12 protein-coding genes and 1 pseudogene are annotated in these 17,300 nt (G+C 64.7%); 5 read left to right on the top strand and 8 right to left on the bottom strand.

Going from position 1 to position 17,300, the window contains the following annotated elements:
- The first annotated feature begins 111 nt into the window (after nt 1–111).
- The 5 genes from M1D74_RS17180 (at nt 112) to M1D74_RS17160 (ending at nt 8,769) form a co-directional block, all read left to right on the top strand.
- Nucleotides 112–1,032: a carbohydrate ABC transporter permease gene (locus M1D74_RS17180; RefSeq protein WP_458117329.1), complete on the top strand. Its 921-nt coding sequence runs from the start codon at nt 112–114 to the stop codon at nt 1,030–1,032.
- A 2-nt stretch (nt 1,033–1,034) separates the two neighbouring features.
- Nucleotides 1,035–1,976, top strand: a complete 942-nt coding sequence (locus M1D74_RS17175) for a carbohydrate ABC transporter permease (RefSeq protein ID WP_458117328.1) — start codon at nt 1,035–1,037, stop codon at nt 1,974–1,976.
- Between the two features lie 58 nt (nt 1,977–2,034).
- The gene (locus M1D74_RS17170) at nt 2,035–3,366 is read left to right on the top strand and encodes an ABC transporter substrate-binding protein (RefSeq protein ID WP_458117327.1); all 1,332 of its coding nucleotides are present in this window, start codon (nt 2,035–2,037) and stop codon (nt 3,364–3,366) included.
- A 105-nt stretch (nt 3,367–3,471) separates the two neighbouring features.
- Nucleotides 3,472–5,526, top strand: coding sequence for a beta-galactosidase (locus M1D74_RS17165; RefSeq protein WP_458117326.1), 2,055 nt, complete (start codon nt 3,472–3,474; stop codon nt 5,524–5,526).
- Nucleotides 5,527–5,568: 42 nt separating this feature from the next.
- Nucleotides 5,569–8,769, top strand: coding sequence for an Ig-like domain-containing protein (locus M1D74_RS17160; RefSeq protein ID WP_458117325.1), 3,201 nt, complete (start codon nt 5,569–5,571; stop codon nt 8,767–8,769).
- A 111-nt stretch (nt 8,770–8,880) separates the two neighbouring features.
- Here the strand turns inward: M1D74_RS17160 and M1D74_RS17155 are convergent.
- The 8 genes and pseudogenes from M1D74_RS17155 to M1D74_RS17120 all read right to left on the bottom strand — a co-directional run.
- Nucleotides 8,881–8,964, bottom strand: a pseudogene (locus M1D74_RS17155) (DUF4193 domain-containing protein); the annotation flags it as partial.
- A 434-nt stretch (nt 8,965–9,398) separates the two neighbouring features.
- Nucleotides 9,399–9,803, bottom strand: coding sequence for a DUF4913 domain-containing protein (locus M1D74_RS17150; RefSeq protein ID WP_458117324.1), 405 nt, complete (start codon nt 9,801–9,803; stop codon nt 9,399–9,401).
- A 3-nt stretch (nt 9,804–9,806) separates the two neighbouring features.
- Nucleotides 9,807–10,103 (bottom strand): hypothetical protein, encoded by a 297-nt coding sequence (locus tag M1D74_RS17145; RefSeq protein WP_458117323.1) that lies wholly within the window; start codon nt 10,101–10,103, stop codon nt 9,807–9,809.
- Nucleotides 10,104–10,118: 15 nt separating this feature from the next.
- Complete coding sequence (locus M1D74_RS17140) at nt 10,119–11,597, bottom strand: type IV secretory system conjugative DNA transfer family protein (RefSeq protein ID WP_458117322.1); 1,479 nt, start codon at nt 11,595–11,597, stop codon at nt 10,119–10,121.
- Nucleotides 11,594–13,300, bottom strand: a complete 1,707-nt coding sequence (locus tag M1D74_RS17135) for an ATP/GTP-binding protein (protein ID WP_458117321.1) — start codon at nt 13,298–13,300, stop codon at nt 11,594–11,596. Before M1D74_RS17135 ends, M1D74_RS17140 begins: the two co-directional genes overlap by 4 nt.
- Complete coding sequence (locus M1D74_RS17130; RefSeq protein WP_458117320.1) at nt 13,300–14,817, bottom strand: SCO6880 family protein; 1,518 nt, start codon at nt 14,815–14,817, stop codon at nt 13,300–13,302. The genes M1D74_RS17135 and M1D74_RS17130 overlap by 1 nt, the downstream gene beginning before the upstream one ends.
- Nucleotides 14,798–16,516 (bottom strand): hypothetical protein, encoded by a 1,719-nt coding sequence (locus M1D74_RS17125; protein WP_458117319.1) that lies wholly within the window; start codon nt 16,514–16,516, stop codon nt 14,798–14,800. The genes M1D74_RS17130 and M1D74_RS17125 overlap by 20 nt, the downstream gene beginning before the upstream one ends.
- Complete coding sequence (locus M1D74_RS17120; RefSeq protein WP_458117318.1) at nt 16,509–17,282, bottom strand: hypothetical protein; 774 nt, start codon at nt 17,280–17,282, stop codon at nt 16,509–16,511. The genes M1D74_RS17125 and M1D74_RS17120 overlap by 8 nt, the downstream gene beginning before the upstream one ends.
- Nucleotides 17,283–17,300 lie beyond the last annotated feature (18 nt).

The raw sequence follows: 17,300 nt of genomic DNA, 5'->3' as shown, positions 1-17,300 counted from the left end.
GAAGCTCATGTGACCATCGTAACAATCATGTTTACGTAAACATGCATCGCTTCAGACGTATATGTTTGCGTAAACATTGGCTGATCCACAGTTTCTCGAAGGATTCCCTGCATGACTATGACGTCGCAGCCCGTCGTCGCACGGCCGGATAGAGCCGCCGTGCGGCGTTCACCGAAAAGCTGGACCGGCTGGATGTTCATAGGGCCCTTCATGGCCGTCTTTGCACTCGTGTTCCTGGCACCTATCGCCTACTCGATTTTCCTCAGCTTCTTCCGGAATCAGCTGGTGGGCGGCAATGCATTCGTCGGGCTGGACAACTACGCCCAGGCATTCGGCGACCCGTCTTTCTGGGCTTCCCTCACCCGCGTTTCGCTCTTCCTCGCGGTCCAGGTGCCGGTCATGCTCTTCATCGCTCTGCTGGTCGCCCTGGCGCTGGATAGCGGACGGCTCTACGGCAAGGCGTTCTTCCGCATCTCGATCTTCCTGCCCTACGCTGTGCCGGCCGTCGTCGCCACCCTGATGTGGGGCTTCATGTACGGCACCCGCTTCGGTCTGGTGGGAAACCTCAACGATGCCTTCGGAATCTCCCTGCCCAACCCGCTCAGCCCCGATCTGGTCCTCGCCTCCATCGGCAACATCGTCACCTGGGAGTTCATCGGCTACAACATGCTGATCTTCTACTCGGCACTGCGCATTATCCCCACCTCGCTGTATGAAGCGGCAGAGCTCGACGGTGCCGGCCAGATTCGCGTCATCACGGCCATCAAGCTCCCGGCGATCAGGGGCGCGATCATCGTGGCCACTATCTTCTCCATCATCGGCAGTTTCCAGCTTTTCAACGAGCCGAGCATCCTGCAGGGTCTGGCGCCCAACGCGATCACCACCGACTTCACCCCGAACCTTTACGCCTACTCGCTGTCCTTCTCCGGCCAGCAGTACAACTACTCCGCCACCGTCGCGATCATCATGGGCCTGATCACCATGGCCATCGCCTACGTGGTGCAGGTCCGCGGCATGCGGAAGGAAGGCTGACCGTGACTGTCACCGCCGGCACCCGCTCTCCCGCGGCAACTCCCGTCAAGCGGCCCAAGGTACCCGCCCGTCTGCGCTCCACCCGGAGGCACAGTGCGGACAAGCCCAGGCGCAGCGTCCTGCTCACCGTCCTCATGGGCATCGTGCTGCTGTACAGCCTGGTGCCGCTGCTCTGGCTGGTCATCAACTCCACCAAGTCGCAGGAGTCGCTGTTCAACTCCTTCGGACTATGGTTCGGCAGCGACTTCGACCTTTGGACCAACATCACCGAGACTCTCAGCTACGACGGGGGCATCTTCGTCCGCTGGCTGGCCAACACGGTGCTCTACGTGGTGCTCGGGGCAGGCGGTGCCACGTTCCTGGCAGTGCTTGGCGGATATGCCCTTGCAAAGTTCGACTTCCCCGGCAAGAAGGCGGTGTTCGCCGTCGTTATTGGGGCGGTGGCCGTGCCGGGCACCGCGCTGGCCGTGCCCACCTTCCTGATGTTCAGCGAAATGGGCCTGACGAATACGCCGTGGGCAGTCATCATCCCGTCCCTGATCTCGCCGTTCGGCCTCTACCTCATGTGGACATTCGCAGCGGAGGCCATCCCGACCGAACTGCTGGAAGCCGCCCGCATGGACGGCGCCGGCGAGGCGCGGACGTTCTTCCAGATCTGCCTGCCGCTGCTGGCACCGGGAATCGTGACCGTGTTGCTGTTCACGATGGTGGCCACCTGGAACAACTACTTCCTCCCACTGATCATGCTCAAGAACCCCGACTGGTACCCCCTCACGCTCGGCCTAAACGCCTGGAATTCACAGGCGGCCACAGCCGGCGGTGAGGCGATCTTCAATTTGGTCATCACCGGCTCCCTCCTGACGATCCTTCCGCTGATCGTCGCCTTCCTCCTGCTCCAGCGCTACTGGCAATCCGGCCTGGCCGCGGGCAGCGTCAAAGAGTAGCCCAACAACTTTCTCCAGCGTCACTTCTCCGTCCAATCACCAACGAACAAGGATCACCATGCGAACGAAAGCACTCGCGGGTTCAGCCCTGGCTGCCACCCTCGCCCTCGGTCTGGCCGCCTGCGGCGGCGGCTCGAACTCCGGAACCTCAGCCGAACCAGTCAGCGAGGACCAGGTCCAGGCAGCCCTTGAGGAAGGCGGCACCCTCACGGTCTGGGCATGGGAGCCCACCCTTGAGCAGGTAGTCACCGACTTCGAGGCCGAGTACCCGAACGTCGACGTCGAACTGGTCAACGCAGGAACCGGAAACGATCAGTACACCGCACTTCAGAACGCCATCGCCGCGGGCGACGGCGTCCCCGACGTGGCACAGATCGAGTACTACGCGCTGCCGCAGTTCGCACTCAGCGAGTCCATCGCCGACCTGACCGCGTACGGCGCGGGCGACCTGGAGGGCACGTTCACCCCCGGTCCCTGGAACTCGGTTCACGCCGGTGAGGGTATCTACGGGCTGCCCATGGATTCCGGTCCCATGGCCCTGTTCTACAACAAGGAACTCTTCGACAAGCACGGCATCGAAGTACCGGCCACCTGGGACGAGTTCGCCGAGGCCGCCCGCGCGCTCCACGAAGCAGACCCGAACGTCTACATCACCAACGACACCGGTGACGCCGGCTTCACCACAAGCCTCATCTGGCAGGCAGGCGGAAAGCCCTACACCGTCGACGGAACCAACGTCGGCATCGACTTCACCGACGAAGGCTCCACGAAGTTCACGGAGACCTGGCAGCAGCTCATCGACGAGGAACTGCTCGCTCCGATCAGCTCCTGGAGCGACGAGTGGTACCAGGGCCTCGGCAACGGCACTATCGCTACCCTTGCCACCGGCGCCTGGATGCCCGCGAACCTTGAGTCGGGCGTAGCAGACGGCGCGGGTAAGTGGGCTGTCGCACCGCTGCCCCAGTGGGAAGCGGGGGAGAATGCCAGCGCAGAGAACGGCGGCAGCTCCCTGGCCATCCCGTCCGCATCGGAACAAGGAGCGCTCGCCTACGGCTTCCTTGAGTACGCGAACGTGAACGACGGCGTCCAGACCCGTGTGGACGGCGGAGCCTTCCCTTCCACTTCCGAAGCTCTCGAATCCGAAGAGTTCCTGAACACCGAGTTCGAGTACTTCGGCGGCCAGCAGGCCAACCAGATCTTCGCCGAATCGGCCGCGAACGTGGTCGAGGGCTGGAACTACCTGCCCTTCCAGGTCTACTCCAACAGCATCTTCAACGACACGGTGGGCCAGGCCTACGTCTCCGACACTCCGTTGCAGGACGGATTGACCGACTGGGCCGACTCCTCGCTGGAGTACGGCAGCCAGCAGGGATTCACCGTCGCCGAGTAACGGCGATCCGCAGCACGAAGCTGCACCAGTACCTCCGCCGGGCGGGCGACCCCCGCCCGGCGGTCACCACCCTTCCCCTCATTTCCTCCCGCACCTAGGAGACCCATGCCCTCCGCACACCGCTGGCTTCGCTGGCCAGAGAACGTCGTCGGCAACAACACCGGCCCCGCCCAGCCCATTGCCTACGGCGCCGACTACAACCCCGAGCAGTGGCCCCGTGAAGTGTGGGATGAAGATGTCCGCCTGATGCGCGAGGCGGGCGTCAACATCGTTTCGCTCGCCATTTTCTCCTGGGCACGGCTGCAGCCGAAGCAGAATGAGTGGGACTTCGCCTGGCTCGACGAGATCATGGATCTCCTGCACGGCAACGGCATCGCTGTGGATCTTGCTACCGCGACCGCATCGCCGCCGCCGTGGCTGACCACCGCGCATCCGGAGATCCTTCCGGTCACCCGCACGGGCGAGACCCTGTGGCCGGGGGCTCGCCAGCACTGGCGCCCTACCTCTCCGGTGTTCCGCGAGCACGCACTTGTGCTCGTGAAGACCCTGGCCGAGCGCTACGGAAACCATCCCGCCCTGGCGGCCTGGCACGTCTCCAATGAACTCGGCTGCCACAACATCTATGACTATTCCGACGACGCCGCTGCCGCCTTCCGCGGCTGGCTGCAGTCCCGCTACGGCACCCTGGATGAGCTGAACCACGCGTGGGGAACAGCCTTCTGGGCTCAGCGCTACAGCGACTGGAACCAGATCCTGCCGCCGCGACAGGCCGCGTCCCATCCCAATCCGACACAGCAGCTGGATTTCAAGCGCTTCTCCTCGGATGCCCTGAAGGACTACCTGGTCGCCGAGCGGAAGCTGCTGACCCAGCTCACCCCGGACATTCCGGTGACCACCAACTTCATGGTGATGGGCGAGACGAAGGGCATGAACTACGCCGACTGGGCGTCCGAGGTGGACTTCGTCTCCAACGACCACTACGTCATCCCCGGCCCTCAGGACCTGGACGAGCTGTCGTTCTCGGCCAACCTCACCGGCAACATCGCCGGGGGCAAGCCCTGGTTCCTGATGGAGCACTCGACCTCCGCTGTGAACTGGCAGCCCATCAACACCCCGAAGAAGCCCGGCGCCATGCAGCGCGACTCACTCACGCACGTCGCGCATGGTGCCGACGCCGTCTGCTTCTTCCAGTGGCGGCAGTCCAAGGCCGGCGCGGAAAAGTACCACTCGGGCATGGTCCCGCACGCCGGCGAGAACAGCCGCGTGTACGACGCCGTCAAACGCCTGGGCAGCACACTCACCGACCTCGCCCCCATCTCCGGGAGCGGGCGCAGGCAGGCGCGGGCCGCCATCCTTTTCGACTGGGAATCATGGTGGGCAAGCGAGCTCGACTCGCACCCGACGGACAGGCTCCGCTACCGGCAGGAAGCCCTCGACTGGTACTCCGCGTTCCTTGCCCTCGGCATCCGCGCCGACGTGGTTCCGGTAGGCAGCGGCTTCGAAAACTACTCCCTCGTGATAGCACCCGTCCTGCACGTGGTTCCGAAGGACCTGGCCGACAGGATCTCCACCTACGTCCAGGCCGGCGGGCACTTCGTGACCACCTACTTTTCCGGCGTCGTCGACCAGAACGACCACGTTTGGCTCGGCGGCTATCCCGGCGCGTTCAGCGAACTGTTGGGCATCCGCGTAGAGGAGTTCGGGCCACTTCCGGAGGGCACCGCCGTCGGACTGGATCTTGGATCGTCCGGCACCCTGTGGGCGGACCGCGTTGATGTGGCGTCCGCGGACGTCGAAGTTCTGGCCCGCTTCACGGCTGAGGATTACGACGGCGGCGCTGCAGTCACGCGCCGTCCTCACGGCCAGGGGTCCGCCGGCTATGTCGCCACCCGGCTCGGTCCCGAAGGACTTCAGCCGGTCCTGCAGCGCTTCGCTGCCGCTGCCGGCGTCGAACCGGAGCTGCCCGCGGACCTGGCCGGCGCCGTCGAACTGGTGCTGCGTGCCTCAGCCGATGAGGAGTTCGCGTTCGTGATCAACCGGACCGACAGCGTCGTCGACGCCTCCGCCGTGCGGGGCACCCCGCTGACCGGCGGGGGAGAACCCGGATCCCTGAAACTCGGCCCGCGCGAAGTAGCTGTACTGCGCAGGCCGCTGTCCTAAGGAAATAGCTCCACCCCCCACCCCTCGGAAGGAAGCAGTTCAATGACGAATCATTCATCCCGGCCGTGGAAGGCGGTTGCCGGTGCAGGCACCGCCGCGGCCCTGGCCGCCGGGTTCCTCTTCGGAACCCCGGCCGCCGCGGCTCCGCCCGGCTCAACCGCCGAACCGCTTCCCGAGGGGGTGACGGTACGCCCCGACCCTTCCTACTCCGGAGAGGAGTTCCAGGGCTGGGGCACCTCGCTCGTCTGGTTCGCCAACGCCACCGGCGACTACCCTGACGAGGTCCGCGAAAAGCTCGCAGAGATGGTCTTCGGCGAGGAGGGGCTGAACCTCAACATCGCCCGGTACAACATCGGCGGCGGCAACGCTCCCGACGTCCAGGACTACCTGCGCGCCGGCGGTGCTGTCGAGGGTTGGTGGAAGGCGCCCGAGGGTACCACGCGCGAGGACGTGGACTGGTGGGACCCCGAGAACCCCGATCACTGGAACCCCGACGCTGACCAGACTCAGCGCTGGTGGGTTGACCGGATCAAGGACGACATCACCCACTGGGAGGCGTTCAGCAACTCTCCGCCGTGGTTCCAGACCGTCAGCGGGTACGTCTCGGGCGGTTTCAACTCAAGCGCGGACCAGTTGAAGACCGAGAGCATCGACGAGTTCAATGCCTATCTGCTCGGAGCCGTCGAGCGGCTGGAGGATGCCCACGGCATCTCGGTGGACACGCTCGATCCGTTCAATGAACCGAACACGCCCTACTGGGGAACTCAGCTCGGTCCGGACGGCGAGCCGACCGGCGGACGGCAGGAGGGCGCCCACATGGGACCCGAGCTGCAGCAGAAGGTGCTGCGCTCGCTCGCCGCGCAGCTGCCGGAAGCGGACACCGACGCCGTGATCTCCGCAATGGACGAAACCAACCCCGGCATCTTCGCCACCAACTGGAACAGCTACCCGCAGGACGTCCGTGACGTCGTGAGCCAGCTGAACGTCCACACCTACGGCACGGGCCAGCGCACCACGGTCCGTGACCTGGCCAAGGCTGCAGACAAGCCGCTGTGGATGAGCGAGGTCGGCGGGTCCTGGGGCAACGGACAGAACTTCGAATCAATGGCCTCCGGACTGGGCATGGCGGGCCGCATCGCCGACGACCTGCGCGAGCTCGAACCCAGCGCCTGGGTACTGTGGCAGCCGGTCGAGGACTACAACAACATGAAGCCCGGCGGCGAGAGCGCAGCAGGAGCCAACTGGGGAAGCATCCAGCTGCCCTTCGACTGCACATCCGAGGACACCCTCGACTCCTGCCCCATCTACACGAACACCAAGTACAACACCATCCGCAATTACACCCACTACATCGAGCCCGGCGACCGCCTGGTCAAGGTCAACGACAACTCCAGCACCGCTGCAGTGTCCGACGACGGTGCGACGGTCGTTCACATCAACGACACCACCGAAGCCCGCACCGTGAACCTCGACCTCACCGGGTTCGGCAAGATTTCGCCGAACGCGACCGTCACCCCCGTGCTCAGCGATGTGAACAATGCGCTCACGGAAGGTGAGCCGGTTGCTGTCGGCCGAAACGGCGTCGTCTCCCTTGAGGTTCCCGCCGAGTCCGTTACGACCTTCCTGATCGACGGCGTCAGCGGCGTCGCAAAGGACGCAGCCCTGATTCAGGAGGGACACGTCTACCGCCTGCAGGGCTACCAGAGCGGCAAGTCGCTGGCGCCTGCCGGTGACGGAGCGCAGATCGCGACGACGGACCCGGCCAATCCCGGTCAGCTGTGGACGCTAACGCCGCTCAGCGACGCTCGCGATAACCGAGCCCGCTTCTCCATCACCACCGCCGACGGCTCGCAGCAGCTGGCCGTCGTCGACACCGCGGTGGTGCTGCAGGAGGCAGCGGCTGCCCCTGGGCCCGAAGCGCAGTGGATCCGATCCACCACGGGCGACGGCACGTACACCTTCGTCAACGTGGCATCGGGCCGACTGCTTGAAGTCGGTGGCCAGGCGACGGCTGACGGATCGCCTGCTACCACCTGGTTCCCGAACTCCGGTGCCAACCAGCGCTGGACGGTCATCGATGAGACGGTCCTGGGCGTTCAGGACCCCGCGGTGTTCACGCTGCCGGGTGCTGCACCTGAGCTGCCGGCAACTGTGGTTCCCGAGTACCGCGACGGAGCGCGGGGACAGCTTCGCGTCACCTGGGAAGTCCCGAACAGCAACCGCTGGGCCAAGCCCGGGACCGTGAAGGTTGCCGGCAGCGCAACCGATGCACTGGGCAATGCTCACAAGGTCACCGCAGAGGTCACGGTGGACACACTGGTCTCCACCGAACCGGCCAGGGCCAAGACATTCACCGGTGGAACTCCTGAGCTGCCCGCGACGGTGACTGCTGTTGCCTCCGGCGGTGCAAAGACGTCTATTTCGGTTACCTGGGATGCTGCTCCTGACGGTGCCTTCGCTGAGGCCGGCGTCGTGACGCTCACCGGCACCGCGCAGGTGGGTGATGGAACCACCCTGCCGGCCACCGTCCGGGTGCAGGTCACCGAACCTTCGGCCGCCAATGCAGCCGACGACGACGGCGCCTCCATCGCTGCCACCTTCACCGAGCCGGGCTACAGCACAGCCGGCCTGCGAAATGGCGATCTGCGCGACAAAGCCTGGTCCAACTGGAAATCGGGCACGAAGAACGCCTCCGATACCTTCACGGCCACCCTGCCTGCGGCACAGACCGTGAGCGGAGTCGTCGTGAACTTCTACCGCGACGGCGGACACCTGAGCTTCGCCCAGACCGTGCAGGTGCAGACCCTCAATGCGGCAGGGGAGTGGGTGAATGCCGGCGCGTCGGTGACGGTCGATCCCAACCAGCAGCCGGCTCCCGTCACCGAAGTTCCGGTTGATGGCGTGCGAACCGACGCTGTGCGGGTTGTCCTGACCGCGCGTCCCAACACCCACATGACCGTGAGTGAACTTCAGGTCCTCACACAGGCCCCGGGAACCTCCGCGGTGTCGGCTGCTGAGTCGATCTCGCTGGATGGAGGGGCCCTGGCGGGCTTCGACGCCGGAACCACGGAGTACTCGGTGGACCGGAAGGGTAAGCTGCCGTCAGTGTCCGCCGTACCTACAGATCCCTATGCAACCGTGAGCGTCACTCAGGCGGACCCGCGTACGCGCACGGCCACCGTGACGATCACCGCCGAGGACGGGTCCTCGAGCAGCATCTATCGGGTGGACATGGGAGGCTAAGCATAGCTTCTCAAGGTCACTAGCCGCAGAGGCGCTGAGTGCAGGGTCGTGGGGGCAACCTCCACGATCCTGCACGGATCCCGCGTTTCCGCCTCGAGAGGCCAGCCCCATAGCGTTGGCGGCTGGCAACGGCCACAAAGACCAGTCCTGAGACTCCTTGACGTCAGATCGGGCTTCGTCGTAGTCAGTGGCCACTCTAGTCGCCCACCCTCCATCAGCCGTCGTCAACACCTGTTTGGACATATCTCGATTGCCCACTCGTCATTTTGCGCAACGCTGTGGTGATACACCTACACCACGCGAACCCCTAAAGTGTCAGCAACGCTCGCCAAAGTTACTCGACGTCGAGCGGCAGCTGACTTTCGACGAAGTTGCCAATCACCGAAATCCGGAGCCAATAGCGGCTGGATTGACCAGCTTATCGGCACTGATCAGCGGCAAATCACTGGAGGTGTGCGCTGCATAGCGATCGCGTCGCCTAGACTTTTCCCATCTCGGATCCGAGGTGCGGCGTTTATTCTCATTAGCCGAGGGTGCAGTTCCGGCGTTCACCCACAGGTGGACGGCTTTGAGCTCTGTCCTTCGGGCTCCACCCGCCCACAGGTGGATGACCCGCCAAATAGGTCCGGTTAGTCCAGGTCGAATAGTCCTGCTGGTGGCGGTGTAAGAGGTAACGGGATTCCGGTGGGTTTGTGTTCGCGGGGTGTGCAGCCGGCGAAGGGCCCGTCGTGTGAGAAGAGGACGCGCATGGTGGCGTCTGCATGGTCGCGCCACCAGATGATCATGCCGGTGGTTGGGTCGAGCCGGGATGCTTCCCATACCCGCCAGAGCGCGGTGAGGCGGCTGACTGCTTCGGCGTGGAGCCACCATTTGCTGCACCAGGTGAAGGTGTTGCCGCGACCTGCTAGGTCGACGGGCCTGCGGTATTGCTGGGCGAGCATCTGGGTGACGAATAGTTCGACGTTCGCGTAGTAGAGGCGTGGTTCCTCGTCGGTGACGTCGCTGTTCGCTTCGTCGGCGATGTCGATGTCCACCGGCTACTCCCCCACCATGGCCGACCACCGGTTCCCGCCACCGCTAGCAGCGGGAGCTGGCTCGGCAGCGCTTTCTGCGGCGGGTCGGGGGTTGCTGTGGGCGGCTTCTGACGCGGCGACCTTGCCGGCGTAGGGCCGGTCGCTGATGGGGACGGTGCGGAGCAAGACGGCCCGGGCGCCGGATCCGAGCATCACAGCCCTGCCTCTGGGGAGGGCTGCGAGGTCGGCCACGGAGAGGATGTCGTCGGTCGAGTCCTGCCGGCTGGTCGAACTGCCGCCCTTCTGCCGGGAGGTGGACACGGAGGTGTACCGGTATTAGCCGATCAGGTCCGAGAGCATCTTCAGGAACTGTTCTTCCTTGACGTTGCCGCCGTAGGTGAAGACGTTCGCTGTGGAGAACAGTTTCTTCATGCCGGATTCGCCCCACACATCAACACCCTGCGACCAGGACTGCAGAAAGGTGGAGACGACGATGCCGCGGGATCCGTAGTGGCTGTACAGGTCGGGCAGGTTCCCCCACCGGCAGACGTTCGCAGCCTCATCCAGCACGCACACCATGGGCAGGGCGAGCCGGCCGCCGCGCTGGGTGACGGCGTATTCCTCGGCCGCGGTTGCTGTGGCCACCGTCAGCGACGTCACCAAGGGGCCGGCGGTTCCGGCGCCTTCCTTGGAGAGCGCGTACAGGGTGTTTTTCCCCCGGACGAAGTCCTCGGGGACGAATTGTGGCCTGCGGTCCCCCGGCCCGGTCGGGTTCACCCAAGCGGCGATCTTCTCGTTCTTGAGGCAGGAGGCCATCTGCCGGGCGGTGCCATAGACACCTTCGCGCTGCTTGTCGGGTGCGGCGATGACACCACCCACAGAGTCGGCCTCCTTCACCCACCCGGCCTCGTCGAGCAGCCGGACGGGTTCGTCGTTGGCGGGGCGGGAGAGCCAGGTGTGTACACGTTCGATGGGTTGGTTTCCGACGGCGGCGGCGAGCAGCAGTCCGGCGAGGAGGTCCTTGCCGGCGGTGTCGAAGTACGCGTCGCCTCCTTTGGCTCCGACGGCCCGGGAGCCGAGCGCGAAGTTGTTCGCCATCTCGGCGGCCCGTTCACTGTCGGTGACGTAGGTCAGAGGGTTCCACCACCAGGTGGGTTCCTCGTTCGCGACGCCTTGCGGGTCGAAGACCCACACCTGCCCTTCTTCGGCGCGGATGTCGCGGGTGAGGTCGGAGAGGTCCCGCTTGTTGGAGGTCGCGATCACGGGCCCGGGGGCTTCGATGATTGAGGGTGCGGCCTGGGTGGTGGTTTTGCCGGTGCGGGTGCCCCAGATGTGCAGGAGGGTGTCCTCCCAGGACGCGTACAGTGTGTTTCCGCCGCGGACCATGCGCCCGATCATCACGCCCGGGGAATCGATGCCGAAGCGGGCCGCTTTGGCGCGGACCTGCTTCTCGGTGAAGGGGGCGACGTCCCGGAGGGAGGCCATGCGTATTGCGGCGCGGTCGTGCTTCACCGCCTTGCTGCCCTTGCGGATGCTGCTGACGACGAACAGGACAAACCACGCGAGCAGTAGGACACCGACGGCTGCCAGGAGGAGGATTTCGGTGCTGCGCCACGGCAAGACACCCGTGAAGGATCCGAGTGCTCGTGCCCAGAAGTCCTCAGGGATTCCCTCAGCCCGGGGCTTGAGTCGGTGGCCGAGCGTGTTCACCCCGTACAGGGCGGCGGGGATGCCGAACAGGCCAGTGACCAGCAGTGCCAGCAGGACTGTTTCGCCGGCGGATCCGCCCTTGTGTTTGCGGTCCAGTGAGCTCACAGTTCGCCTCGTTCCTGCGCGGCGGTGCGTTTGGCTTCGTGCCACTTCTTTTCGGTGTCGTGCACCCGGGAGAGCCGCTCAGTGGGGGTGAATTCCATCCGGAAGGGGATTCCTGCGCGGGAGCCGACCTTGATGAAGAACTTTCCCTGCCCGGGTGGGGGTTCGGTGGTGCGGTCGTCGTAGTACCAGGCGGCGTTCTCGGCGTCCTGCAACCATGCGGTCAGTTCCTCGTCCGTGAAGGTCTCGTCGCTGGTGCGCTGGAAGACGTCGTCGTTGGTGTAGTGCGTCTGTTCGTCCTTGGAACGGTTCCACGCCGGCGGGTCCTGCCAGGTGGCCAGCTGTTCCTGTTCGCGGATGCTGAGCTCGACGGACTGGGTCAGCAACGGCATTTCCGAGCGGGCGAGCCCTCCGAGGATTTTGATGCCGCAGCGGTCCATTATGCCTTTGGCCTTGTGCCGGTCCGCTTCGTCTTTCACCGCTTGAAGGTCCGATGGTGTGTGGGAGGCCATGATCTGCCCGACGCCCCATTCGCGGTTCAGGCGGGTGAGGGCGTTGACCTGGTCGACGATGCCGGGGCCGGCGGCGAGGGTGTTCCACAGCTCGTCAAGGATGATGAGGAAGCGTTGGCGTTCGATCACGCCGTCGTCGGCGAGCATGTTGGAGGTGGTGACGGTTCCGATGCCGGCCGCCCAGCAGGCCATCAGGGTCGCCGCCCGCAGGTCGGTTTCGGTTTGGGAGATCCTGGACAGGTCGAACACCATGGGTTTGCTGGCATCGATCCGGTGCGTTGAGGGTCGGGAGAACATGTCCCCGAACGCGCCGGCCCCGCAGAGGCTGTTCAGCGATGACTCCAGTCCCTCGGTGATGGTGTCGTAGCGTTCGTCGTTGCCCCGGTCCAGGGCGACCTCGCGCACCTCGACGGGCCGGTCCCTGAGGACCTGGCGAAGATCCGACATGGCCGGGATGGTCCCGGCGGCGTTGTGCCGGGATTCCAGGACGAGCAGGCACCGGTCGAGGATCGCGTCCTCACGCTCATCCAGCGGGGTTTTGCGCAGGATTGCGATCAGCGCGGCGATGGTTCCGCGCCGGCGGGCATGCAGTTCGCTGAGCAGCTCCTCACGCTTTGCCGGCGACAGTAGTTCGGTCGCGGCGAGGGCGCCGGCGTCATCGAGCGGGTTGATGTGCCCGACCCCGCGGCCCAACGGCAGCGAGGACCCGCCGAGCTCGGTGATCATGCCTACGTGCTCGCCCTTGATGTCCCCGAGGATCAGTGGGTTCACGCCGAACGCGCAGAGCCCGATCGCCATGCGCCGCAGGAGCGAGGATTTCCCCAGTCCGGGGTTGGCCATGACGAACGCTGACGGATTCGAGATCAGCCGGACGTTCTTGAACCACGAGATCGGATCGCAGCAGACCGGTTCGTTGGACAGAAGGTTCCGGCCCAGCGGCACACCCTCAAGGGGTGCCCCCCCGCCCATCGGGAACGGGTAGAGACCGCACACCTGGTAGTTCGTGCCGCGCATCTCCCGCACGGGATGCAGCAGTTGAGCCTCACCCAGGCCCCTGCCCTTGAAACCCCTCGGGCCCGGCCGCTTCACCACCGACGATGATGCACGACCGGCACGTTTCTTCCCGGCACTCCTGGAGCCCTGGTGTGGGTCGGCTGACCGTGCCTGCGTGGGTGCCGCTTTGTCGAGGGCCATTAGAGTGCGTCCCTTACGGTCTTGGGAAGTGCCAGGTGGTCCGGGATGACGATGCCCAGCGGTAGGCCGGCGGCGAAGGTTGAGTCCTGGGCGCCGTAGGCCTCCTCGAGGCGGATACGAGCTGACGCACCGAGGTTCTCGATGGCGGCTTCGGCCTCGGGTAGGTCCTGTTTGGAGCGGACGGTCGCGGTGACGATCATCGCGAAGTTCAGCAGCCCTGCACCGTCGGCTTCCTCTTCGGCGGTTGCGCGGGCGGCACGTGTTTCGCGGGTATCGCGTGAGGTGGCGCGGTTGCGTGAGGACGCGTTGAAGGTGGCCGTGTTGACGTCGTTTTCCACCAGCTGGGCGGCGCGGGCGGCATCAATCGGCCGGTACAGCATGGTGACGCGCTTGCGGACGACTTCAGGGCTGGGCGCGACCAACGCTTGCAGGACATTGGCCTGGACCGTGGAACGCGGTGGTACGGACATGGCCCAGGACTTCGACCACGCGTTGTTGTGGTGGTAGCTGTCCCAGAAGGTATCGGCGGCCTGCGGGCCGACCTCGCTCCAGTTCAACAGTGGTGCTTTGCCTTCGGCGTGTGCCCGATCAAAGAGGACAGCTTCGGCCGGGTCATAGGCCACCCTGATGACCTCGCACAGTTCCTGGGCGGTGAGCGGAGTGGCGACGCCGGCCCCGGTGTTGCTCAGACTCGCGGTGATGTTCGGCAGACGGGCGGCCAGGTCGTTGGCGACTTCGTCCGCCTTCCGGATCCGACCTCCGGTCCGGAGTGCGGCGCGGAAGGTCACGGCGATGTAAGCGCGGGTGACCGTGGCGCCGGTTGGCAGTGCGGCGACGGTTTCCTGGATGACGGCGCGGGCGAACGCGGGGGCGTTCGGGTCGATGCGGCTTTCGACCTTGCGTGCGAGCCGGAACCCGGAATCCGGTGCTGTCTCGATCGTCACCGACGCCGCGATGAGGCCCGGTTCGTCGGTGAGGATGCCCAGCCAGTGCGACCACCGGTCGACCCACCGGTTGATCTGTTCCTGGTCGACCATGCCGCCGCCATCGGGTTCAGATCCCAGGACGACGGTGTAGTGGTTCCGCTGCGGAACATGGAGGAGGGCGAAGGGGCGCCCGTACGCGTCGGTGTGCTCGCTGATCGTCGATCGTGCCGAGATGCCCGGCAGGGTGGTCGTCCCGCCCGGTACCCGGCTGACGGGTCCTGCACGGTAGGTGTTGGCTCCGGTGTACTGGGCGTTCATCCACCCGAACCGGCGGAAGATCCGCTCCATCAGCGTCCGGCCGTGCTTGTTCTTATGCATCGACAGCAGCAGGACCATGGCGATGAGGGCCTCGAACAGGAGGGCAGCGGCCCACATGTTGAGCATCATCAGAAGGACCCCACCGATCACGCCGAGAACCAGGACGATGGTGCCGGCCGTCGAAAGGCCGGCCAGGCCCTTGCTGGTGGGCACCCGGTAGTTGCCATAGACGCGGGGGCGGACGTCGGTGGTCTCAGCTTCGGTTGGCGCCATTAGGACGGTCCTCGTTTCCGGTGTTGCTCGAAATTTCCGACTTCATCTGCTGTGCCTGCTTCTGAATCTGCGCGGCGCCTTGCTGCAGCGCCGCGCCTGCGATGCCGGCGGCACCAGCAGGCTTTGCGCCAGACGGGCCGGCACCGTCTCCGCGAATTGGTGCGGCCCCTCCCCCAGCCTCGCTGGGTCCTGGGTTTTCGGTAGCTGGCGCGGATGAATTCGCTGCACTCCCTGAGCCGCCCTGCGGCGCGCCCCCTGAGCCCTGTTGAGTCTCCTGCTGGACAGTTGCGGTAACGGCTTCGCTGCCCTTCTTCGCTGCCTCCGTGGCCGCAACTGCAGCGCCAGCGGTCGGGCCTGCTTTGGCCGAGCCGGCGGTTCCCGGGTCTGTCCCCATGGGCTTGGCTGTTGAAGGTGCGTCAGATGGATTCGACGATGGTCCCTGTGGGGCGGTCGGTGTGCTTCCGAATCCTTGACGGTTGCGAGCCAGCCGGGAGGCGCCTTGCGGGATGGCCGCACCGAGCGCCGCCAGTCCCATTGCCCCGGCAGCACCGCCACCCGAGGATGACATCGCTCCCAAGGCAGGGCTTAGGAACCCGATAAGTACGGGAAGGGCCACGACCGATGCAACGATGAGCATTAGCCCTGCGGAGAATTGCAACAGCCCCTGCCCGGAGAAGAACCCGGCGGTGGTCAGGGTGACACCGATCGCGTAGATCAGGGCCGCTGCTGGTTTGTAGAAGGCGAAGGCCAGGGTCCACGCGACGATTCTGCTGAACCAAGTCTTGCCCATTTCTGTGTTCATAAAGGCCGCCGAGAGCGGAAGAACCCCCGCGATCAGGAACAGCATCGCGGTCCGTAGCACCATCAGCATGATCTGCGCGATGTTGATGCACACGGCGACGATCCCGCCAACGATGATGAGCATCACATCGCCGCCCAGAAAGGCGAAGTCCGAGTTGCCCGGCACGAAACCCATCAGCATTTGAACATCCGCTTGGAAGTCATCACCGATACCGGCATCGATGATTTGCCTCGCTAGCGCGTCTGTAGCTTCCAGAAGAATATTCAGTAGCGCGACGCCTGAGGCAGTCACAATTGCCAACGTCAGCAGTCCCTTCAAAAGCTCCTGCGCTGGCTCGCCACGCTGGGTCCACAGGATCCGCACCCCAGCCACAATCATGCCTAAGGCTGCCAACCCGAGCGTCAGATAAAAGGTCTGATCCTGAATGAAGGCGACGGCAGCTACGGACGACGCTGCACGGCGCGGCACGACGAACCCCGCAAGTGACGTAGCCCCACCGATCAGTGCCGTCGCTCCAAAAAAGAGAGTCGCCCTGTTTACCAGGCCTGAGCCATCACCACGGCGAGCATTCGCCACCAAGGTGATCGCCAAGAGGATAAGAGCGATCGCACTGATCCCCAGACCGATCCATGTCGCATACCCAAGAATCGTTCCAACCTGGTCATTGAACGCCCCGGCAGTCGGTGCCTCCGGGGCGCCGGTGGCATCGGTAGTCAGGTCCGGAGCATCGATAGTGGTCCACAGCGTTCCCAGCTCTGCGATCGTGCTTACGAGTGCAGCTGTCACAGCGTCGGCTATCGCCTCAAGTGCGTCATTCGATGCGCCTACAACAGCATCCTCAACGCCGTTTCCCAACTTGCATGCGGCGTCATACCACTCACAATCTTCCTCATCCACTGTTCGGACCCCAGAGGATGTATCCGGAGAGGTCAGTAATCTGCCCGTCGACCGGCCCGCCTGAACCGTCGGCGTCTAGATCAAAGTGCCAGTCACCATTCCAGACGACGTCGGATGCTGTCGTCTGATAAATCTTCCCTTCGCCGCTGTCTGCAGCGAGAACCACTTCAACGGTTGCCTTTTCCGGGCTATAAGACAACAGCCGAAAGGCTGACACTTCAATCGGAACGGAGGAAGCACCCTCAGCAAGCCTGTCCTGGAGCGAGTCTATGGTTCGTTGTTTACCCGGGCCCTCGATCACTAGAGCCCGGGTGGTTTCGAGCAGCAACTCCGTGTCTCCACTTGCAGCGAGCATGCCGGTCACGGCGAGGAGTGCTCCTTCTGGCGTGTGGGAGTAGCACGAGCGAACACCTGTTTGTTCGTCGACAAGGCCGGGCCCGTGCTCGGGAGACTTGGGGGCTGCGATACCTCCGAGGAACTCCCATTCGATGCCGTCGGGGGCGGAGGTGAGGGTTGTTCCACCGGTAGCGTTCAAACCGCATACGGAATCGCCGGAGGGCGCTTCTGCTGTCGCGGTTGGTGTGGGTGCGCCGGTAGGTGCCGGTGGGGTGGTGGGTGCAGCTTCTGATTTCTCGTTATTGCCGAGGAAGGTGAAGAGGATGATGCCCGTGCCGATCAGCAGGGCGACTGCTATCGCGGAGATGATGAAGGTGGGTTTGGTCCACCAAGAGCTGCCGGTTTCTTCTTCTGTTTCTGTTCCCGCCATGGTTCTCCTGTAGGTGAG

This window comes from Arthrobacter sp. D2-10, from assembly GCF_054161285.1.
This window is presented reverse-complemented; position numbering and strand designations above follow the sequence as displayed.